The 19,400-nt window shown below is 64.5% G+C and carries 21 protein-coding genes and 1 tRNA gene; 6 read left to right on the plus strand and 16 right to left on the minus strand.

From position 1 onward, the window contains the following. Positions 1 to 2: 2 nt before the first annotated feature. The 10 genes from repSA to BA175_RS13710 all read right to left on the minus strand — a co-directional run bounded on the left by repSA (position 3) and on the right by BA175_RS13710 (position 5,981). Positions 3 to 1,418, minus strand: coding sequence for a replication initiator protein RepSA (repSA, locus tag BA175_RS13670; RefSeq protein ID WP_069171544.1), 1,416 nt, complete (start codon positions 1,416 to 1,418; stop codon positions 3 to 5). Between the two features lie 91 nt (positions 1,419 to 1,509). After that, complete coding sequence (locus tag BA175_RS13675; RefSeq protein ID WP_069171545.1) at positions 1,510 to 1,824, minus strand: SpdD-like protein; 315 nt, start codon at positions 1,822 to 1,824, stop codon at positions 1,510 to 1,512. Between the two features lie 27 nt (positions 1,825 to 1,851). After that, positions 1,852 to 2,007, minus strand: coding sequence for a hypothetical protein (locus BA175_RS30550; protein ID WP_098894951.1), 156 nt, complete (start codon positions 2,005 to 2,007; stop codon positions 1,852 to 1,854). A 12-nt stretch (positions 2,008 to 2,019) separates the two neighbouring features. Continuing rightward, positions 2,020 to 2,211 (minus strand): mobile element transfer protein, encoded by a 192-nt coding sequence (locus BA175_RS13680; RefSeq protein ID WP_003967784.1) that lies wholly within the window; start codon positions 2,209 to 2,211, stop codon positions 2,020 to 2,022. A gap of 5 nt (positions 2,212 to 2,216) precedes the next feature. After that, positions 2,217 to 2,402 (minus strand): hypothetical protein, encoded by a 186-nt coding sequence (locus BA175_RS13685; RefSeq protein ID WP_069171546.1) that lies wholly within the window; start codon positions 2,400 to 2,402, stop codon positions 2,217 to 2,219. Between the two features lie 18 nt (positions 2,403 to 2,420). After that, positions 2,421 to 3,086 (minus strand): DUF2637 domain-containing protein, encoded by a 666-nt coding sequence (locus tag BA175_RS13690; protein WP_069171547.1) that lies wholly within the window; start codon positions 3,084 to 3,086, stop codon positions 2,421 to 2,423. After that, on the minus strand, positions 3,086 to 3,268 hold the full coding sequence (locus tag BA175_RS13695; protein ID WP_069171548.1) for a hypothetical protein: 183 nt from the start codon (positions 3,266 to 3,268) through the stop codon (positions 3,086 to 3,088). Before BA175_RS13695 ends, BA175_RS13690 begins: the two co-directional genes overlap by 1 nt. 79 nt (positions 3,269 to 3,347) lie before the next feature. Then, entirely contained in the window at positions 3,348 to 4,700 is a 1,353-nt protein-coding gene (locus BA175_RS13700; RefSeq protein ID WP_069171549.1) for an FtsK/SpoIIIE domain-containing protein, read from the minus strand. 2 nt (positions 4,701 to 4,702) lie between these two features. Further along, positions 4,703 to 5,062, minus strand: coding sequence for an SCO3933 family regulatory protein (locus BA175_RS13705; protein ID WP_069171550.1), 360 nt, complete (start codon positions 5,060 to 5,062; stop codon positions 4,703 to 4,705). A gap of 139 nt (positions 5,063 to 5,201) precedes the next feature. After that, positions 5,202 to 5,981: a GntR family transcriptional regulator gene (locus BA175_RS13710; RefSeq protein WP_003967790.1), complete on the minus strand. Its 780-nt coding sequence runs from the start codon at positions 5,979 to 5,981 to the stop codon at positions 5,202 to 5,204. 18 nt (positions 5,982 to 5,999) lie between these two features. On the opposite strand from BA175_RS13710, the gene BA175_RS13715 reads away from it, so the two are divergent. The 4 genes from BA175_RS13715 to BA175_RS30875 all read left to right on the plus strand — a co-directional run bounded on the left by BA175_RS13715 (position 6,000) and on the right by BA175_RS30875 (position 13,053). Continuing rightward, on the plus strand, positions 6,000 to 6,464 hold the full coding sequence (locus BA175_RS13715) for an NUDIX hydrolase (protein ID WP_026241770.1): 465 nt from the start codon (positions 6,000 to 6,002) through the stop codon (positions 6,462 to 6,464). A gap of 566 nt (positions 6,465 to 7,030) precedes the next feature. Further along, entirely contained in the window at positions 7,031 to 8,236 is a 1,206-nt protein-coding gene (locus BA175_RS13720) for a DNA cytosine methyltransferase (RefSeq protein ID WP_217493216.1), read from the plus strand. Between the two features lie 39 nt (positions 8,237 to 8,275). Next, on the plus strand, positions 8,276 to 11,275 hold the full coding sequence (locus BA175_RS29570) for an ATP-binding protein (protein WP_139131390.1): 3,000 nt from the start codon (positions 8,276 to 8,278) through the stop codon (positions 11,273 to 11,275). A gap of 77 nt (positions 11,276 to 11,352) precedes the next feature. Further along, positions 11,353 to 13,053 carry a response regulator receiver domain gene (locus BA175_RS30875; protein ID WP_139131391.1) on the plus strand — a complete coding sequence of 567 codons (1,701 nt, stop codon included), beginning with the start codon at positions 11,353 to 11,355 and terminating at the stop codon, positions 13,051 to 13,053. Between the two features lie 540 nt (positions 13,054 to 13,593). Here BA175_RS30875 and BA175_RS13725 read toward each other — a convergent pair. The 4 genes from BA175_RS13725 to BA175_RS31760 form a co-directional block, all read right to left on the minus strand. Then, on the minus strand, positions 13,594 to 13,902 hold the full coding sequence (locus BA175_RS13725; protein ID WP_069171552.1) for a hypothetical protein: 309 nt from the start codon (positions 13,900 to 13,902) through the stop codon (positions 13,594 to 13,596). Further along, positions 13,899 to 14,642, minus strand: a complete 744-nt coding sequence (locus BA175_RS13730) for a GntR family transcriptional regulator (RefSeq protein ID WP_069171553.1) — start codon at positions 14,640 to 14,642, stop codon at positions 13,899 to 13,901. The genes BA175_RS13725 and BA175_RS13730 overlap by 4 nt, the downstream gene beginning before the upstream one ends. Then, entirely contained in the window at positions 14,639 to 14,863 is a 225-nt protein-coding gene (locus BA175_RS30555; RefSeq protein WP_069171554.1) for a hypothetical protein, read from the minus strand. Before BA175_RS30555 ends, BA175_RS13730 begins: the two co-directional genes overlap by 4 nt. A 526-nt stretch (positions 14,864 to 15,389) precedes the next feature. Continuing rightward, positions 15,390 to 15,668, minus strand: a complete 279-nt coding sequence (locus BA175_RS31760; RefSeq protein WP_069171556.1) for a hypothetical protein — start codon at positions 15,666 to 15,668, stop codon at positions 15,390 to 15,392. Positions 15,669 to 15,746: 78 nt separating this feature from the next. Here BA175_RS31760 and BA175_RS13750 point away from each other — a divergent pair, with 78 nt between their 5' ends. Then, a complete protein-coding gene (locus BA175_RS13750; protein WP_024491523.1) occupies positions 15,747 to 16,502 on the plus strand; it encodes a GntR family transcriptional regulator in 756 nt (251 codons plus the stop codon). Between the two features lie 163 nt (positions 16,503 to 16,665). Here the strand turns inward: BA175_RS13750 and BA175_RS13755 are convergent. Beyond that, a tRNA-Ser gene (locus BA175_RS13755) sits at positions 16,666 to 16,752 on the minus strand. A 57-nt stretch (positions 16,753 to 16,809) separates the two neighbouring features. Then, positions 16,810 to 18,306: a S1C family serine protease gene (locus BA175_RS13760; RefSeq protein WP_069171557.1), complete on the minus strand. Its 1,497-nt coding sequence runs from the start codon at positions 18,304 to 18,306 to the stop codon at positions 16,810 to 16,812. 197 nt (positions 18,307 to 18,503) lie between these two features. On the opposite strand from BA175_RS13760, the gene BA175_RS13765 reads away from it, so the two are divergent. Next, positions 18,504 to 19,331, plus strand: coding sequence for a glycerophosphodiester phosphodiesterase (locus tag BA175_RS13765; RefSeq protein WP_069172104.1), 828 nt, complete (start codon positions 18,504 to 18,506; stop codon positions 19,329 to 19,331). Positions 19,332 to 19,400 lie beyond the last annotated feature (69 nt).

A 19,400-nucleotide genomic window follows, 5' to 3' on the forward strand; every position in this document is an offset into this window, starting at 1 on the left:
GGTCACCACTCCCCCTCGTCGGTAGTGCGCTCCTTCAGTGCGTCGCGGGCGGTCTCGCGGTTGGTCTGGAGGTCACGGGCGATGGTGGCGGCGAGAGCGCCTTCGCCGGGGGTGTGCCCGTGGCCGACGTACTGCCAGTCCGTCAGGACGAGGACAGTGTCAGGTTCACGGTCGGCCAGGCCGAGGACGGTCGCTTCCTGTGAAGCGCGGTAGTCGGCGCGTTCCTGGCGGAGGGCACCGAGGGTGGTCGAGTACGTGCGGGACTTGGACGAGAAGTGGCCGCGAAAGCCGAGCATGTGCGCCCAGGCCCAGAGGCGCCGGTCCGGATAGAGGCTGTCGAGCTCACGGCATACGGTGATGAGTCGGCGGGTGTGAACGGGAACGCGGTGGCGGTCAAGTTCGGCGAGTTCACCGATACGGCGGTCCAGGGTGCCGGTGTTCTCGGCGGCTTTGGTGGCGTACTTGGCCACGTACGAGGCGACAGCCTGTTCGGTGACATCTGAACCGTCGCCGAAAGCCTTGACCGGGCGGACGTCGAGCTGTCGGCCCCACCGGAAGGTCCGGGCCGGCTGTTCACCGGCAGCCGGGACGGAGACCGACGTGTACGAGTGCGCGGCTGCGGCGCGTATCGCGTCGGTGAGGAGATCAACGGTGGCCCAAGAGGGCGGCGGCGTACGAGGTCCCTCGGGGCCGTCGAGACGTACGACAGCGTGGAAGTGGAGGGCTCCGCGCTTCTGGAATTCGGCGACCTTGCCGAAGGAGACGCGGAGATGGTCGCCCAGCTCACGGCGTGGGATGCCCGTGTGGATGGCGAGTTCGCGGCGGAGTCGGGTGGTGAAACGCTGCCAGAGCTCCCCGGCGTGGTTGTTGAAGAGCACGGCGCCCGCGTAGTCGTAGGTCTCCGGATCAAGGGCGGAGCCCAGGTCCCCGGAGTCCGAGGCGTGCGCGATGCCGCAACGGCAGGTGCCCCGGTCGGGTCGGTTGTGGACAGGGCCGAACGAGGGTGCGGTGAGGGTGGCGAAGACGCGCGGGTGGTCGCGTACGGCGGCGGTGATGTCGCGGCGGTCGTCTCCGGCGAGGCCAGCGCGGATCAGGTGGTAGGTGTCGCCCGCGTAGGTCCAGGCGCAGGAAGGACAGCGGGAGGCGCGGCGGTTGCCACAGGCGATACGAAGGCGTCCGCCCGGCTCGTACGCGGTCGAGTAGCGGTGCAGGGTCTCGCCGGTGGTCTTGTCCTTGTGGGTTACCCAGCCGCTCAGATGGACGGGGTCGGCACAGCCGCCGGTGCGGCGGATCTGGTCCTCCCAGCGGGTGTAGTCGGAGGCCGAGGCCACCCGGAGGACGTCCCCGAGGACGGTCGGGTCGAGCTGTGGGGCGGGCATGGACCGCTTCTCTTTCGAGGGTGAGGGCCGGTGGGCCATGCTGGGGGTTCCTTCCGGTTGCGAGATCGATCGGTGGGCACGGCTCCCGGGCGGCGGATGCTTGGCGGTATCGAGGCCGCCCGGGGGCCGGTCAGCGGCGTTTGGCGTCGGACGCGATCAGGGATCGCAGGACGACCGTGCAGACCGCGACCGAGGCACTGGTGACGGCGACCGCCAGGAGCAGCGAGACCAGGACGGTGCCGACGACCAGGACGACGGCAGTGCCGGCACCGACGAGCGCGACCGCGGTGCCTGGGGTGAGCTGTACGACCGGACGGGACGGCTCAGGGGCGGCGGCGGGTGCCGGGGCAGGCGTGCCCGGCGTGATGGTGGTCGGCTGGACGACGGCGGGCGGGGTGACCAGGCCCGAGGGCTGCGGCATGGTCGGGATCTTGGGCTGGAACATGGGTGGTTCTCCTCTCCCGGGCGCGGGCTACTTGACGGCGGTGTCGATGACGGAGGCGAAGAGGCTGTCGGCGAGGAGGTAGCCGCCGAGGAGGAGCACGCAGATCAGCCACGCCGGCGGACGGAAGAGCTTGATGCCGAGGTAGCCGACGACCAGCAGGGCGATCCAGAGGGGGACGTCCATGGACGCTGTCTCCTAACGGACGGTGCAGCGATGGGTACGGGCGGCGAGTTGGGCGGCGGTCCGGCTGGAGTAGTCGGCGGACCAGCCGCAGCGGTCGGCCGTGCAGACGGCGGCGTGGGCGGTGCGGCCGGTGCGGTCGCGGTGGGTGCCGATCTGCACGGGGCCGATTCGCATCACGGAGTGGAAGCTGTCGCGGGCGGGCATGCCGGTCAGCCCCTGTCGGTCGTCGGGTCGGTGTACTGGGTGCGGATGCTGCGGGCGGTGGCCGGGTCGTCGACGCGCCGTGCGGCTTCCTCGGCGAGCAGGTGGGCGGGGTACGGACGTCCGGCTGCGGCCATCTCACGCGCTCCGTCGAGGTAGTCGGCCACGGTCAGGCCGGCGGGATCGTGGGTCATCTCAGTTCTCCTCTGCGGTCAGCTGAGGCGGGCAGCGATGGCATCGGCGAGGTGGGGCGGAACGCCGAGGCGGGAGCGGAGGGTGTCGGTGTCGATCGGTGATCCGGTACGGGTGCGGTACTCGTCGGCGACCTTGCGGGCGTGGTCGATCAGCACGGCGGGAACTGGCGTATCCGGGGACGGGGCCGGTGGCGAGGACAGGGCCGTTGTCGCAGGGAGTTCATCGGCCGGGGATGAGGTCGGGGCGGCGTCAGGCACACGCGTCGGCCCGACGTCCTTTGCCTCCGTGACGGCGGCTGGAGGAACCGGCTCCGGCTTCCCCGACGAGTGGGCGAGGAGAGTGCCACCGAGGAAGGCGAGTGCGGGCCATCCGGCGATGCCGAGCCGGAGCAGGGCCGGCGGGTCGGCCAGGTCGAGGAACCCGGCGGTGGCGACGTTGGCGCCGAGCGACGCGAACAGGGCGATCAGGAACCAGCACCAGGCCAATCGGGACGGGCCCTCACTGCGCAGCCGACGCCAGGAGGCGACAAGGAGCAGGTCGACGCTGACCGGGTAGGCCCATGCCTTCCAGCCGTCCTGTCCGGCCGCGGCCGCGAGGTCGTGCAGGTGGGCGAAGGACAGAGCTCCGGCGATGACCGCCTGGATCAACACCGCGTCGATCCGGAGACCGTGCCGGGCGCCCATCAGGAGTCCTCAGCGGGGTCGGAGCCGTCCGGGAACGTGCCCGGCGGCTCCGGCAGCGACACGGCGAGGGCCTGGCTGACGACGTCCACGAAGTCGAGGTCGGCGCCGGCCATGTCGGCGTACAGAGCGAGTTGGCCGAGCAGAAGCACGGTCCGGGCGAAGTCCTCGCAGTCGGGGCACATGGCGGTTCTCCCTTCTTTGGGCATGGCGGTGGTAGGGACTCGGCGCGAAGACGGTCACGCCTACCGGTGGGGGGAGAGATCAGGCGGTGGCCGGAGAGGCCTTCGCTGATGGCACAAGGTCGGTGGCGGTGCCGGTGGTGGGCCGGAAAGGGGCCAGCTCTGGCAGGTCCGGTGCCCTGTCGGCGTACCGGTTGCAGAGGTTCACGGCCTGGCGGAGCGAGGTGTGCGGAGCGCGAATGCGGTGCCAACCGCCGGACGCGTCTCCCGCGATGGCGAGGCCTCGCAGTTCGGCGGGAATCTGGATGGCGGCGAGGACCGCGTCCGGGGAGATGTCGCCGAAGGCCATGTTGGCAGAGGTCTCGTCGTTGAGACGGTGGGCGGTGCGGCCGGTGAGTTGGGCGCGAAGCATGGTGATGCCCTTGCCGAGTTCGGAGCCGAAGCGCTGTCCGCAGATTTCGAGGTAGATACCGGCGGCGCGGCCGAGCTGCGCGAGACGGACCAGGGCGGTGATGATGCGGTCCCGTCGCCTCTCCTCCTCCTTCGTTGCGTACAGGGCGAGTTCGGCCACCTCGTCGACCAGGACGACGACGGGGGTCGGGCGGAGCTCATCAGGCAGGTCCCAGATGTCGGCGGCGATCTCCGCGTCCGGCACATCGACGGTGATGCGCTGCTGGGTACGGATGAGGCGGTAGACGTCCGCCATCCGCGCCACGAGTGCATCGAGGAGTTCGGCGGCGGTGTCCGGGCTGTCGGCCAGCGCTGAGAACCGGCGGGCCAGCGGGAAGAGCTCGACCCCTTGCTTGCAGTCGATGCCGACGAGGGCGACGTCCAGAGGTGCAAGGCCGGCGACCAGGTTGCGTTGGTAGACCGACTTGCCGGACTCCGTGGCGCCGAGGGTGAGGGCGTGAGGTATCGCGCGGTAGTCGCGGTAGTGCACCGCCCCGTCCTCCCGAAGGGCGACCGGTACCCGCATCGCCCGGGTCTCCGTCTCAGCAGGCATCTGCACCCGCTTGAGCACGTCGTATCCGGTCATTCGCACCTCGACGACCCCAGACCGCACCTCACGCGAGGTCACGCCGAACATCGAGAACGAGTGCCGAAGCCGGTCCGAGGCCGCAGCGATGTCGAAGATGTCCTGGCCGGGACGGAGCTTGAGTCGGAGGACCAGGCCGGTGCGAGTCGGCCGCAGTCGCCGGATACGCGGTGGGCGGGGCTCAGGTATCGGCCGGTTGGTGGCCCGAGCCAGAGATAACCGCCATCGCGCCGGCGGAACGGTCAACCCGCACGCGTCCATGACCGAGCGGTACCGGACCAAGACCCGCAGTGCGGCCAGGGTGGCCCCGAAGGCCAGCCAGTACCAGGCGGGCAGCCGCCACCGCAGGAGACCCGCAGCGGCGACGACCAGCACCAGAGCGACCGTGAAGGCGGTCATGATCAGGCCGCCTTCGACCCTGCGGTGGCGACGTCGGCGAGCGAGGTGACCGCGACCGCGCGGAACGCGATGCCATGCCGCCGCTGACCGTTGAAGTCGTTCTCCCACGGACGGGCGACCAGGCCGGTGAGCGCGACCGGCGTGCCCATGGACAGCTCACCGGTGATCCCGGGCTCCGGAACGGTGACGGACAGGATCTCCACCTCCTCGTTCGCCGCGAACATCACGTCCACGGTCATGAGCTGAGCACCGGTCTCCGTGTCGGTGGCGACCTCACCGGTGCGGCGGTCACGGACCTTGACCTGCGGAGTCTTGGCGACCATCACGACAGCGCTGGAGGTGTCGACGGGAATCTGACGCACAGCAGATCACTCCTCTATAGATGCTGAACTCCGTCACTCATGTATATGAGTGACATGAAGAAGAGTGCATGACTCCTGTACATGAGTCAACCCGCCGCGAAGAAGAACTCGCGACGGGTTGCGGGGAGTTGAGCGGCCGTCAGTCGTCGGCAGGGATCCGGTACTCGAAAACGAACTGGTCAGCGGCCATGAGCGTGTCGCACACCTCGACCACCCGACCCGCGGTCGTACGGGCCTCCCGGATCAGGTGGACCACGGGCGCACCGGGGCTGAGCGCCAGTTCCGACGCCTCCGACTTCGAGGCCGGGCGCGCTTGCAGCGTCTCGACGAACTCCGCGAACTCATGCCCGTGATCTTCGAGTCGGGCATAGATGCCACCGCCCCCGGGGTTCTCGGCGAACAGCTCGGGGATCTCCTTCACCACGTCCCAGGGCAGGTACGACGAGGCGGTTTCCACCGGGGTGCCGTTGCGGAAGTAGAGGCGCCGGCGGGCCAACACCTGCGTACCGGCGGGAACGCCGAGGCGCTCGGCGGCGTCCTCGGGCGCGTCCATGGGACCGATGTAGAGGACGCTGACTTTGGCAGTGGCGCCGGACTGTGCGGACTCCGCGAGGTAGGCGGCCTGGCCCCCTTGCCGGAGCGAGCGCCGGAACCGGTCGGAGGAGCGGTGCCGTACGGGGGGCCGGTTCTTCACGATCGAGCCCTTGCCGTGCCTGGTCTCGACGAGCCCACTCGCCCGTACCTCGACCATGGCCTTACGGATCGTCCCGCCGGAGACGCCGTAGCGGTCCACCAGCTCGGATTCGCTCGGCACCATGTCGCCGGCTTTGAGAACCCCCGCCCGGATCTGCTGCACGAGGTCATCAGCGATCTGCACATATCGAGGACCGGAACCGGCCCCTCCCGCCGCAGTTCCCATAGTCCTTCCCTGCCTCCTATGCTCCTCTACATGAGTCAATCACAGGAAGCGGCACCCACTCCCCTGCACTCCGTGTCCGTCGCCGGAGTAGTGGTGCGCGAGGACGGCCGTCTCCTGGCGATCCGCCGAGCCGACAACGGCACCTGGGAGCTCCCCGGCGGCATCCTCGAACTCAACGAGACACCCGAGGCCGGCGTTGCACGCGAGGTCTGGGAAGAGACAGGCATCCACGTCGAGGTGGACCAGCTCACCGGCGTCTACAAGAACACGACCCGAGGCATCGTCGCCCTGGTCTTCCGCTGCAAGCCCTCCGGCGGCACCGAGCGCACATCAAGCGAGTCGACAGCCGTCTCCTGGCTCACACCCGACGAAGTCAGCGAGCGCATGGCCGAGGTCTACGCGGTCCGTCTCCTGGACGCCCTGGACGGCAACGGCCCTCACGTGCGGAGCCACGACGGCAAGCAGCTCATCACAGCGGGATAAGACTTTCTCTACTTCATCAAGGCCCGCGCACGGCGCGGGCGCGCGCCGCCTCTGCGGCGCGGCCTGCCTCCTGTCTCCGCCCCGGCTGGCCGCGCCCGGCGGCGCGCTCGACGGCTGCGGGCATGAAGTGGGGAGACACCCTCTTTGGCTGGGGCGGTCGGCTCCACGGCTTTAGCCACCTCCCCGGTTCGGGTCCCGCGTCGAGCAAGACCAGGGGGCCACTCGTTCAAATTCCGGGCAGGATCACAGCCTGCCCGAGTTGCCGGCCAGCGTACGGCCCCCTGATCATGCTCGACCCCAAACCGGGCAGGACACCGGCCAAACCCGCTCCGCCGACCTCAACAGGGCTACCACGGCCATGCGGGGAACTGGACACCCATGGCCCCCTCCGGCATCGGTGAGAAGCTATACCAAAGGCCTGGAAGTGAACGCTGCGTAAGCTACCATCTCCCCATGTGCGCCCTCTTGATCCACTGCCCCCAATCGAGCGCGGAGCTTCCCCGCTGGGCGGCCTTCCTGCCGCAAGGTCAGTGACCGCGCGCGATAGACGCTGGACAGTTGTTGACTTGTTCAGCGGCGCTGGGGGAATGAGCTGTGGGTTCCATGCTCATCCGGCATTTCGCATCGCAGCGGCGGTGGATGCCCAGAAAAGCAAGCCGAGCCGAAGCACGCTTGATTGCAATGATACTTACGAACGCAATATTGGCATCAAGCCCCTCGCGTACGATCTTCAGGAAATAGGCGCTTCAGAGCTGCTTAAAGCAGTTCGCCGTGAGGGCAAATTTCGCAGCCCCACAATTCTGCTTGCCTGCCCTCCCTGCACTGGATTCACTCGAACGCTGCCCAAAAATCATCTCGAGGACGACCCTCGCAATAGCCTAGTAGGTCGCGTAGCTGAGTTTGCGGCGATCCTGAAACCCAAAATTATAGTTCTCGAGAACGCTAGAGAGTTGATTCGAGGTTCTTTTAGGTCACATTCAGAGAATCTTACTTCGCAGCTCGAGAAGTTGGGCTACTCAGTCCACTCGCAAATTTACCGATTTGACCGGATGGGGCTGCCACAGCGCCGCGAGCGCGCCATCATTATTGCAGTGGCCCCCGATATGCCACTCCGCACCCTTGACGACCTTTGGGCGGGATGGGAGGTCGACCCAAAGGCGACCACGGTCCGGCATGCGATTTACGACCTACCCGAAGTCAGTGCCGGCGAAGCGCACCCGGCGGATCGATCGCATGTGAGCAGCAATGTGACAGATGTAGTTCTGCGCCGAATTCAGGCAATTCCGACAGACGGCGGATCCTGGATTAGCCTCTTCGAAAAGCCTGAGACAGTCGAACTGGCTACGCCAGCGATGCGAAGGTCGGTGGAAGCTGCTCGCACGAACCACTTCAGCGATGTGTACGGTCGAATGGCATGGGATGCACCCGCACCAGTCGTTAAGCGCGAATGTAGTCACGTAGGAAACGGCCGCTACACACATCCGCGGCAGGATCGTCTTTGTACCGTGCGAGAGCTTGCGCTGCTACAAGGATTTCCGACCACCTACGATTTCGAAGGAACCAGCCGACAGAACGCTTACCGTCACGTAGGCGACGCCGTTCCCCCTCTGATTAGCCATCAACTAGCTTGGGTATGCAGTTGGATGTTGGGCGGAAAGAGGCCAAATCCAGACCAGTTCGTGCTGCCGGGTACGACACTTCACGCACGCGACATACTTGAATCCAAGGCGCCACACGTCAAACAGCTCAAGATTTCTACAGAACAAGCCTAGTGGCTCGAGGGGAAACCACAAACCGGAGGTCTGCACAGAATGGCTAATTTTAAAGCCCGTGCCCGTGCAGTCGACATGCTCGGGCGCCAACAGATCGCCGGCATCCCTACGGCAATCAATGAGCTCTTCAAGAACGCACACGACGCCTACGCTGAGAACGTCATCGGGGATTACTTCCGCGAGGAGAATGTTCTAGTAATTCGTGACGACGGTGTCGGCATGACCCAGCGTGATTTTCTTGAAAAATGGCTTGTTGTTGGAACAGAGAGCAAGGTCAACGCAGCCTCCTCTCCCGATGTTCCGGACGGGACGCGGCGCCCCATCCTTGGGGAGAAGGGCATCGGACGTCTGGCTGTGGCTGCGGTTGGCCCTCAGGTCATGGTTCTGACCCGCAGCACTAAGGATCGCTTCCTGACCTTGTCCCTCGTTAATTGGACCCTATTCACAGCACCTGGGATTGACCTTGAAGAGGTTGAAATCCCCGTCCGCCAGATCCCAGTCGGACGACTTCCCGACCAGAATGACGTCCGCCAACTCGTACAGGCAATTCGAGATAATCTCAGCCTGCTCGACGGAAGAATCGCCGAGAATATCTCTCAGACGGTCCATCATGAGATCTCATTGCTGGAGAATCTGGACCCTGTCGTTATTTCTCAGCGCATGTCTGGTCCGAGTCTTCGAGAGGCATCAGGGACCCAGTTCTGGATCACTCCGACTGACGAGATGCTCGCATTCGACGTAAGCGGAGATCCCAGAGGTGAGCAAGAAGCCTCACCTCTCTTTAGGACGCTGATCGGCTTCAGCGATACTATGGTCCCCGGCAATCCGCCGCCACCCATGGTCGCTCACTTCTATGATCATCGCTCGCGTGAAGTATCTCTGGACGTGATCGGCGACGGCGAGTTTTTCACGCCTCAGGATTTCCAACTCGCAGATCACCAAATTTCGGGCCGCTTCGATGAGCATGGCCAATTTACGGGTCAAGTGTCCGTATACGGCAGAGAACCTGTTTCTCACGTAGTTCCGTGGCCAGGATCCCGAGGGAATAGAACTCTTTGTGGTGAGTTTGAGCTAAACCTCGCATATGTGCAAGGGAATAAGAGTCAATCCCGTTTGGGAGACGAAGACTTCAACAGGCTGGCGCGTAAGCTCGCCCGCGTCGGAGGCCTGTACGTCTATCGAGACAGGGTCCGTATGCTTCCATACGGACGCAGTGATTTCGACTGGCTCGACATTGAACGCGAGCGCAGCAAAAGCGCTTCTGATTACTTCTGGTCCTACCGGCGCATGTTTGGCGTCGTTGGGATCAACAGTAGGGAAAACTTTCGCCTGCAGGAAAAGGCGGGACGCGAGGGTTTCCGAGCAAACGCGGCATATCGCGAGTTTAGAGATCTGCTTCAAAACTTCCTCGTACAAACAGCTCGAGACTTCTTCCGTAATGACAGCTCGGACGATTCCTGGAGAATCACTCGCAGCGAACTGGAACGCGAATCGGAAGCACGGCAGAGACACGATAAGCAATCTCGAGTACGGAAGGCAGATTTTCGGCGTGAACTACAGCTCGCGGAACAGCGCCTGAATAGTGGAACACCAGAACAGGAGGTAGGGGTCCTTCTTCGAGAACTTGAGATAAACCTTGCTGATGCCACCTCCGACACAAACCAAGCGAGGGCATCTGAGAAGGTCGTGATGGCTGAGACGCGAGCGCTTCGAGCCATTATCGAGATCCGGACCAGATATAGGGTTTCCAAGCCTAGAGGAGTGGCGCTACCAAAGAGTGTCGCCCAGGACTGGGACGACTATCAGCGAGAATTTGAGGTCATGGAACACGGCCTACTAGATGAAATTAGAAAGGAAGTTGAGAGGCGGAGCTCCGCAGCAGCTGAGCGGTTGGGCTCTTCTCTTGATAGGCGCCGGCGTCTAGAGTCGGGAATCAAGGGTCGAATTTCCGACGCGCAAGGAACCCTGGGACGGACGCACCGACAGACTACTGAAGTCGTAGAGGTGATGCGCGAATCGCTAACGCGTCAAGCAAGCGACAGCCGGAAGGCCTTCGAAGACGATTGCCGACTTGTCCTTCTTGAACTTGCAGGCATGGACACCGACAGGCTTAACGATCAGGAAATCGCAGACATCCGTCGTCGTTTTGAGGACAGGATCGATGGAGCCCTGTCACGAGACCTTTCGAAACTGAACCAGCTCGTTGATCGTGTAAATATGTCGCTCGGAAGTGAAACTGATTCTTCCAATGGAGATTTTGTCGATGTAATCGGCTCCCTCGAGCAAGAAGTAGTCTCACTGCGAGACCGAGCCGATGAAGATCTAGAACTTGCCCAACTCGGCTTGGCACTTCAGGTCATTAATCACGAATTTTCCTCTAGCATTCGAGCAGTTCGAAATAACCTACGCAGGTTGAAGTCCTGGGCAGACGCTAACAAGGGCCTGCGCCCCGTATATTCTGATCTTCGAGCCAGCTTCGAGCACTTGGATGCGTACCTTCGACTCTTCACGCCTCTAAACCGTCGCCTCTATAGGCGGGACACAATCATGAAGGGGGCCGAGGTTGAGCGATTTCTTGTCGACCTGTTTCAAGAGCGAATTTCGCAAGAAAGTATTCAACTCGAAGCAACCGCGGAATTTCGCTCTGCAAAAGTACGAGCTTACCCATCGACACTCTATCCAGTCTTCGTCAACTTGGTTGACAATGCCATTTACTGGCTAAGTACGCGCGGCAACCCGCGTGTACTTCGCCTAGACCATAAAGAAGGGGAATGGATCGTCGAGGACAATGGCCCTGGCGTTCCCACAGTAGACCAGGCTCGAATCTTTGAGCTCGGATTCTCTCGTAAGCCAAGTGGCCGCGGAATGGGTCTGCATATTAGTCGAGACGTTCTTAAGAAAGAGTCGTGGTCCTTGTCTCTATCGACGTCGCCCCTCGGCGGAGCAAGATTCACTCTCGGCGAGCCTGATGATGACTCCGCATCTCCATCGAAGGAGCAGGATATTGCGGACACGCTAGCCCTGGAGTTCGATGACTAAGGGCTGATCTTTGGTACCGCTTCATCCATTGCACTACCCTGACTCATAGCGAAATAGATCGACAGGAGACCGCACAGATGGCAGCGACTAAAATGTCGTCTTCTTTGCATCCGGTAGATTCAGCTCTGAATTACCAGGATCTTTGCATACGTGCGGCCCAGGAGTTTATCCACACGATTGTGGTTGTCGATGATCGCGCTACTTATGGGGAGCAGGAGAAGGTAACAGGGCTTATCGATCCTAACTCAGGCACCGCCTTTTCGGAGTCCTTCGATGACTCGACTGATTTTGAGCTTGGTGGGGCATCTCTCGATGTTTCGGTACTCACTGATGCCAGCGCAGATATCGGTCTGACCTGCGCGGTCCTTCGTCCGTCTCAGGATGAGCAGGACGATGGGACCCTCAATAGGCGGCTCGTAAAAGCAGCACGCCGCGCAGATGTTTTGGTCCTGGACTGGCAGCTAAACGACGCTGTCGACGGCCAAGCGGCCCTAAAGCTGCTGTCTGAGGTGGCAGCAGAGGACCAACTGGGTCAAGGTCGACTCAGATTGGTGTGCTTCTATACTAGTCATCCAGATTTGGAGAGCGTTTTTCAATCAATCGCAGGCCATCTCGACACCGCAGTTCTTTCTTCATCTGGACCAAACGATTCGTCGCGTTGGCTTGACTGCGGCTGCATGCGAGTTGTGGTGCTTGCAAAAGCTGGCGGCCTGACAATAGATTCAGTGCACTCAAATCTCCAGGTAGAAGAAAATGATTTGCCTCAGAAGTTGGTGGAGGAGTTTGCCGTACTCACTGCCGGCTTGGTGAGCAACGTTGCCGTGGCCTCACTTGCTGCCGTTAGGGCTGATGCACACAGGCTGCTCACCCGATTCGGGGTCAACCTCGACACACCATTCCTGTCGCATCGATTCTACGAGGGCGGCCCTGAGAGTGAGGAGCTGCTTGTTCGTTTGGTCTCTGATGAGATTAAGACCCTTTTGGACAGCGCAGACGTTCGTCGCTGGTTGGAGCCCAAGGCCATCGCGCTTTGGGCTGAGCAGCATATAGCCGATCAAGTCGAGTTGACAGTCAAGAAGAAGACTGCCTTGATATCTAAAGATGAGCTAGTCCAGGCCATTTCCGGCGACAGGCACCGAGGTCAATTCGAGGTGACCAATCAGGCCATGGCTGGCCATAAATTTAACCTGGGCCGAGAGTACAAAGAAACCATTACTAGCGTACTCTCTCCCGATGGATCTGCCGAGAGCTTGGATTATGATTTCGCTCGCCTGACATGCCTAGCCCGAAATGATCCCTCTCCTTTCCCGGGAGATCGGACACCTATTTTGACAGAAGGCACCGTGGTGAGAGGGCGGTATGGTCAGGAAAAGATATACCTTCTTTGCTCCATGCCTCTGTGTGACACCGTCCGCGTAGGCAGCGAACGTTCATTTCCCTTCGTTCCTCTTAAATCTGTCGGCCCCGCAGACCGATACGACCTCGTTGCCTTGAGCCCGGAAGGGCAGCGCCTTTATCTCGCTTTCTCGACCGGAAAGCACTATGACACTGTCCGTCACACTTTCGCTGGCGATGAGAGTGGCGTCGTTCGCTCGAGAAAAAAGTCTGGTCAACTGGCGCAGTTCGTCTTCTACGATTCAAGCAGGAAGCCGTGGGTCTGGGTAGCAGAACTTCGGTTCCAACATGCCCATCGCAAACTGAATGACCTCGGTGCCGCTGCCAGTCGAGTAGGACTTGATGAGGCTTCCATACTGCGTTCCGCAAGCCAGAGGAAATAGTGGGACGAAAGCCTCTCACCCCACCCGAAAGCCGTTGGCCGGGTCTGGGACCGAGTACCCGTCGAACGCGGCATAGCCGCCCAGCGATCAACATCCTGAGCGCCCGGGCGCCTCTGCGGCGGCACCGACGCTACGGTATGAACGCACAGGTTGCGACCTAGTCGACCGAGCAGGTGCCATAGCGCTTTGCCGGTCTTGTTGCACAATCTGGCTACGGCGCACACCCACCAGATCATCCGGAGTTATGACGAAGATGACGCCCCGGTCCTAGCCGGCCGGGCACGTGAGCTCCCGGGCTCCTCGGTTGCCACCAGTCGCAGGCAGCCGCTCGGCTGACGGCTGTCCCACCACACTGTGCTCCTTACGCCAGGTGAGAGCCAGGTCAGCCCAAGGCAGCGTTCTTACCAGGTTGCTGGGGGGCGCAGCAGTCCTCAGGCCGTCCAAGATCAGCGGAAGTCAGTCGGCAAAGCCAGACGCCCACGGCATCTGATCTGGTCAGAGCCGTGGGCCTCTTTTGCTGTGCTGTTCGGCGTGGGTAGATCAGTAGGCGGACTCACACGGATCGCTCGTTGCCCGAAGGTGGCCGCGGCTCGTTGCGACGCGGTAGACGTCCCGTAGAGCCCCGGTCAGCTCTTTGACCAGGCCCCGCATGTCGTCGAGTGACGTCCCCTGGTTGTCGAGAGCCCCTGAGGCTTCTTCCAACAGTTCCTTCGCCGTGCCGAGTTGGATCGCTTCGATGCCGTCCGCGAGGCGGGACATGTAGCCGTCCGGGTCGTCAGTGCTCAGGTAGCAGGGCTTGTCCCCCGGGCCTGACCACGGGAGGAGCCGAAGTTCGTTCGGTGTTGTCATCCTTGGGTTGGCCTCTCGTTGAGCAGATGGTGGGCGGTGAAGACGGCGTCGACTCGGTCTCCCGGAAAGGCCAGGAGCGCGGCTTCAACGACGCGGCCGTTGGTGTCGGTGGCAATGCGCGTGATCGCGAGAACCGCCATGTTGTTTCCGATGCGGAGGGCCGACGCTTCGTCTGGGGTGGGAGAGCGGGCAGAGACCGTCTCTCGGATGGTGGCTGGCGACGGGCCGAGGACGGCGAATCGCGTGGCTGCCTCCTGGCACGCGGAGTCGTCGTCGAGGACTCCGGCCGGGGCCAGGTCGCGCGGGATGTAGATGCGGGCCAGGCCGTGCGGCGAGCCTTGTTCGAGGCTGAGACAGGTGTACTCCGCGAGGGGGCTGCCCGTTGGCACCTTCAGCAACGTCGTCAGGTGCACGGAGGCCGGAACCGTGGTGCTGCGAACCGTGATGCGCAACGTTGGCTCAGCGGCGGTCCAGGGGTCCAGCGTGCCCCAGCCTCCGACGTACATGATCTTGCGGCGAGGGTGACGTACGTAGTTGCCCTTGCCGTGAATCTTCTCGACGAGTCCTTCGCCCTGGAGCAAGGCGAGAGCGCGTCGCGGGGTCACCGTGCTGACCCTGTACCGGGCGGCCAGGCCAGCTTCGGACGGGAGGCGTTCGCCAGGCTTGATGCTGCCCGTTGCGATCTGGTGGCGTAGGTCGTCGGCGATGTCGTGATGGCGTCGGGGCACGGAGCGAGTCACCGCCTTCTCAGCGGTCGCAGGGCGGTGAGCCGGGTGCGGGCGTGTATGGCCAGCAGTTCGCCCGACTCGAAGACCAGTTGCTTGGCCCCGCAGGGAAGCTGGAAGAGGTCGCTCACTCGGCAGGCCTGACCGCCGAGTTGCATGATGTCGCCGCGTTGCACGGTGGCCGGCGTGACCTCGACGGTGGAAACCAGCGCGCCGCCGGGGGCTGGTGCCCTCATGCCATCACCTTCACGGGCGCGGACGGGCCGGGGGTCGAGTGGCACGGGCAGATGCACACTTCGTAGATCACTGGTACGTCGTCCGTCGTCGCAGGCGGGGACGGCTCGATGCAGGAGTGGTGCGTCCCGATCCAGCAGGCGATCGAGCGGTAGGGGACTGAAGTCGTGTCCGTTGGGTGCGGTTGCCGGCGAGGAGGCATCAGTGGGCCCCCGCGAGGGCCGACCAGGCATCGGCCGGCAAGTGCGGGGCGACGAACACTGAGCGCGTCCGTGCACGCTGCTCTTCCCACGCCAGCAGGTACGGACGGACAAGCGCGACGTCCTCTCCCCTCAGCGGGTAACGGTGGAGCGGGCCGACGGGAATCCGCCTCAGGGCGACGGTCGAAGCGTCAGCGGGCGCGGGGCAGGTGAGAGGGGCCAGCGGCCGGGCGGGCATTAACGCGCGGCGGTGCCGACCGTTGGGGAAGCACCGCGCTCTGGTGCGCGAGATGGCTCGGCGGATACGGTTGAGCATGCTGTTCAGCTCCTATCGCTGATAGCCCGGTCCCCCGACGTCGCCTGTCGTGGGGACCGTTTTACGTACGACCGCCCATAAGGTGCGGCCGTTCAAGCTGGTGGCCACGAGCCCGAATCGATCGGCATCGGCCACCGCGTCCAGGACCTCCCGCCATGAATCGGCGGAGAGCGTGTCCGGTACTTCTGCCTCGACCGTCGTGAACTGGGTGTCCTCCTCCACACGCGGGCGGAGACCAGCGGCAGACAAGCGGGCGGCGATAGCCGCCGCGGTCACTTCCGAAGCGGACACAGCGCACCCTCCGTTGCCAGCGATCACTTTCAGTGAAGCTAGTTAACTAGATTAGAGCTAGTGGACTAGATTTTCCATATGTCTGAGCAACCGCCGTACCTCCGCATCGCCGACGAACTCCGGCAACGCATCGCGGAGCACGTCTGGGAACCGGGCGACCGCCTCCCATCCCGCGCCCAGATCGGCCAGGAGTGCGGCGTGGGCGAGAACGTGGTGCGCAGAGCCCAGGAGTTGTTGATCTCCCAAGGCGTGCTGGAAGGCCGGGCCGGATCGGGGACCTACGTCGCCGAGCCCCGGGAGCGCGTGAGAGTCGTCCGGTCGTCGGCGCGTGAGCAGCCCAGCGGATCCCCGTTCCGCCAGGACATGAAGGCCCTTCGCCTACAGAGCGACTGGGAGAGCCGGACCGACGCGAAGGTGCCGGCCCCGGCGGAGATCGCGACGCGGCTCGGGATCGCCGAAGGCGAGCCGTGCGTGCGGACGACGTACGAGTTCCTTGCGGACGGGAAGCCGGTTCAGCTGTCGACGAGTTGGGAGCCGTACGCCGTCACTGGCGGAACCCTCGTCGTTCTTCCCGAGGGAGGGCCCCACGCGGGGGCCGGGGTCGTGAACCGCATGGCCGAGATCGGAGTCACCATCAGCCACGCGGTGGAGCAGCCCGAACCCAGGCACGCGACCGCCGAGGAAGCATCGCTACTCGGCATCCAGAAAGCCGCACTCGTGACGCACATCCGGCGGACGTACTACAGCGACGACGGTCGTCCCGTGGAGACAGCGGACATCGTGGTGCCCGCAGCGCACTGCGAGATCGTCTACGAGATCCCCATCAACCGCTGACGAGCTGGCCCCGGCAGCTCCAAAGCCATGGCCCAGCCGTGCCCCCCGCGTGCCCCTTCCGTGCCCGACAGAGCGGGAAACCGGGGGGAACAGCGGTGCCCGGCGGGGAGCAGGCATGGCAGAGGCCCCCGACCATATGTACTGGTCGGGGGCCTCTCGCCTGCGGTGGGTGTGGGATTTGAACCCACGGTGACATCGCTGCCACGACGGTTTTCAAGACCGTTCCCTTAGGCCGCTCGGGCAACCCACCCCGCGTCGTCGGCCCCGGCAGTGGGGTCCGGCTCGACGCGAGGGACAGCCTAGCCGGTCAGCTGTCGCCCTCGCGCTCGCCCAGGGTGAGTTCGGCCGTCGCCGTCCTGCCGTCGCGCTTGTAGGTGAGGGTGACCTTGTCCCCCGGCTTGTGGGTCCAGATCTCGCCGATCAGGGTCGGCCCGCTCTCGACCACCGTGTCGTTGAACCTGGTGATCACGTCGCCGGCCTTCAACCCCGCCTTGGCCGCGGGGCCTCCGGGGGTGACTGCGGCGGTGCCGCCCGCGCCCTGGTCGGAGATGACGGCGCCGCCCGTCTTCTCCTCCATGGTCACCGTGGCGCCGATCACCGGGTAGACGGGCCGGCCCGTCTTGATCAGCTGCTCGGCGACGTTCTTCGCCTGGTTGACCGGGATGGCGAAGCCGAGGCCGATCGAGCCGGCCTGCGACTGGCCGACGCCGCCTCCGCTGGTCGACTGGATGGCCGAGTTGATCCCGATGACCGCGCCGCCCGCGTCCAGCAGCGGGCCGCCGGAGTTGCCCGGGTTGATCGAGGCGTCCGTCTGCAGGGCGCTCATGTACGAGTTCTTGTTGCTGGAGCCGTCTCCGGAGGCGACCGGGCGGTTCTTCGCGCTGATGATGCCGGTGGTGACCGTGTTGGAGAGGCCGAACGGGGCGCCGATCGCGATGGTGGAGTCGCCCACCGCGACCTTGTCCGAGTCACCCAGGGGCAGCGGAGTCAGTCCGTCAGGGGCCTTCTTCAACTTCAGCACGGCCACGTCGTAGCCCTGGGCCCGGCCGATGACCTCGGCGTCGTACTTCTTGCCGTCCGAGAACGTCGCGGTCAGCTGACCGCTGTCCGCCGCGGAGGCCACCACGTGGTTGTTCGTGAGGATGTGGCCTTCCTTGTCGTACACGAAGCCGGTGCCCGTGCCGCCCTCACCGTCACCGGACTGAGCGTCGATGGTGACGACGCTGGGCAGTGCCTGCGCCGCGACGCCCGCGACCGTGCCCGCGGGGCGCTTGAAGTCCTTGGGGCTGTTCGAGGCGGCGACCGTGGTCGAGCCCGCCGAAGAGCCGCCGTCCCTGCTGTCGGCCGCCCAGAAGCCGAGGGCGCCACCGATGCCTCCCGCGACGAGTGCGGCCACGGCCACGGCGGCGACGAGGCCGTTGACACGTCGCTTACGGGGTGGTTCGTGGGCCGACGGTGCCGGGGCACCCCACTCCGCCGTAGCACCGTCCGCGTAGGCCGGAACCGCCGGAGGCGGCGGCGGCCAGCCGGCCGGGCCGGCAGGCGGCTGCGGGGGGGCAGGCGGCTGGTGGGATGGCTGCTGGTGGCCGTCGAAGGGCGACCCGGCTCCGTGCGGGTGCGCCGCGCCCGGAACCTGCGGAGCCGGTGCCTCCCCGTGCGCCGTGGGAGTCCCCTCGGCGCCGGACGCCGGCGGGGCCTCCTGCGGGGTGCCCTCAGGAGCGGCAGCCGGCACGGGAGGTACGGACGGAACAGACGGTACGGGCGGAACCGTGTTGCCCTCGTTGCCCTCGTTCTCGGTGCTCACAGCTCTTTACTCCTCGGTTCCACTCGGCATTCGGCAAGAGATCCGCTGTGCACGTGTCTGCGCCCAGCTTTTCCCACAGCACGTCAGGCCACTGTAAGCAGGACCTGTGCATCCGCACACCAATCTTTACATCAGACAAAACGGTCCGACCTGGCATCGCGGCGACCTCCGTCGCGTCACGGTGACACCATGTGGCCGTGACTCACGCACGCCTACCCTCCCCGGGCCGCCCCATCCAGGTCATCGCGCACCGTGGAGCCTCGGACGACGCCCCCGAGCACACCCTGGCCGCGTACCGGAAGGCGATCGAGGACGGTGCCGACGCCCTGGAGTGCGACGTCCGTCTCACCGCGGACGGCCATCTCGTCTGCGTGCACGACCGCAGGGTGAACCGCACGTCCAACGGCAGGGGCGCCGTCTCCGCCCTGGAACTCGCCGATCTGGCCGCCCTCGACTTCGGCTCCTGGAAGGACCGCGAGGAGTCCCCGGACTGGGACCCGGTGCCGGGCGAACTCACCTCCGTACTCACGCTGGAACGGCTCCTCGACCTGTTCACCGAGGTACGGGCGACCGGGCGGCCGTTGCAGCTCGCCATCGAGACCAAACACCCCACCCGCTGGGCCGGACAGGTAGAGGAGCGGCTGCTCGACCTGCTGAGGCGTTACGGCCTGGACGCACCGCCGGCCGACGGGCCGTCCCCGGTGCGCGTCATGAGCTTCTCCGCACGGTCCCTGTACCGCGTCAGGTCCGCCGCGCCCACCCTGCCCACCGTCTACCTGCTGCAGTTCGTCTCACCGCGGCTGCGCGACGGACGGCTGCCCGCCGGCGCGCGCATCGCCGGGCCGGGGATGCGGGTCGTACGCAATCACCCCGCATACATCGACCGCCTGCACCGCGCGGGCCACCGCGTGCACGTGTGGACCGTGAACGAACCGGAGGACGTGGAGCTCTGCGTGCGCCTGGGCGTGGAGGCGATCATCACCAACCGGCCCAGACAGGTTCTGTCGCAACTAGGACGCTTTTAGCATCAGTCACCCGTAGTGCACCGGCGCATTCACTCCGTATCCGAACGTTGCGAGTGCATCACCGACAAG

The organism is Streptomyces griseus (assembly GCF_001715295.1).
Taxonomy (GTDB): domain Bacteria; phylum Actinomycetota; class Actinomycetes; order Streptomycetales; family Streptomycetaceae; genus Streptomyces; species Streptomyces griseus_G.

What these genes read in the sequence shown, in the direction of transcription:
- repSA (WP_069171544.1), bottom strand. Translation starts at nt 1,418, where the DNA reads ATGGCCCACCGGCCCTCACCCTCGAAAGAGAAGCGGTCCATGCCCGCC.
- BA175_RS13675 (WP_069171545.1), bottom strand. Translation starts at nt 1,824, where the DNA reads ATGTTCCAGCCCAAGATCCCGACCATGCCGCAGCCCTCGGGCCTGGTC.
- BA175_RS30550 (WP_098894951.1), bottom strand. Translation starts at nt 2,007, where the DNA reads ATGGACGTCCCCCTCTGGATCGCCCTGCTGGTCGTCGGCTACCTCGGC.
- BA175_RS13680 (WP_003967784.1), bottom strand. Translation starts at nt 2,211, where the DNA reads ATGCCCGCCCGCGACAGCTTCCACTCCGTGATGCGAATCGGCCCCGTG.
- BA175_RS13685 (WP_069171546.1), bottom strand. Translation starts at nt 2,402, where the DNA reads ATGACCCACGATCCCGCCGGCCTGACCGTGGCCGACTACCTCGACGGA.
- BA175_RS13690 (WP_069171547.1), bottom strand. Translation starts at nt 3,086, where the DNA reads ATGGGCGCCCGGCACGGTCTCCGGATCGACGCGGTGTTGATCCAGGCG.
- BA175_RS13695 (WP_069171548.1), bottom strand. Translation starts at nt 3,268, where the DNA reads ATGTGCCCCGACTGCGAGGACTTCGCCCGGACCGTGCTTCTGCTCGGC.
- BA175_RS13700 (WP_069171549.1), bottom strand. Translation starts at nt 4,700, where the DNA reads ATGACCGCCTTCACGGTCGCTCTGGTGCTGGTCGTCGCCGCTGCGGGT.
- BA175_RS13710 (WP_003967790.1), bottom strand. Translation starts at nt 5,981, where the DNA reads ATGGGAACTGCGGCGGGAGGGGCCGGTTCCGGTCCTCGATATGTGCAG.
- BA175_RS13715 (WP_026241770.1), top strand. Translation starts at nt 6,000, where the DNA reads ATGCTCCTCTACATGAGTCAATCACAGGAAGCGGCACCCACTCCCCTG.
- BA175_RS29570 (WP_139131390.1), top strand. Translation starts at nt 8,276, where the DNA reads ATGGCTAATTTTAAAGCCCGTGCCCGTGCAGTCGACATGCTCGGGCGC.
- BA175_RS30875 (WP_139131391.1), top strand. Translation starts at nt 11,353, where the DNA reads ATGGCAGCGACTAAAATGTCGTCTTCTTTGCATCCGGTAGATTCAGCT.
- BA175_RS13725 (WP_069171552.1), bottom strand. Translation starts at nt 13,902, where the DNA reads ATGACAACACCGAACGAACTTCGGCTCCTCCCGTGGTCAGGCCCGGGG.
- BA175_RS30555 (WP_069171554.1), bottom strand. Translation starts at nt 14,863, where the DNA reads ATGAGGGCACCAGCCCCCGGCGGCGCGCTGGTTTCCACCGTCGAGGTC.
- BA175_RS13750 (WP_024491523.1), top strand. Translation starts at nt 15,747, where the DNA reads ATGTCTGAGCAACCGCCGTACCTCCGCATCGCCGACGAACTCCGGCAA.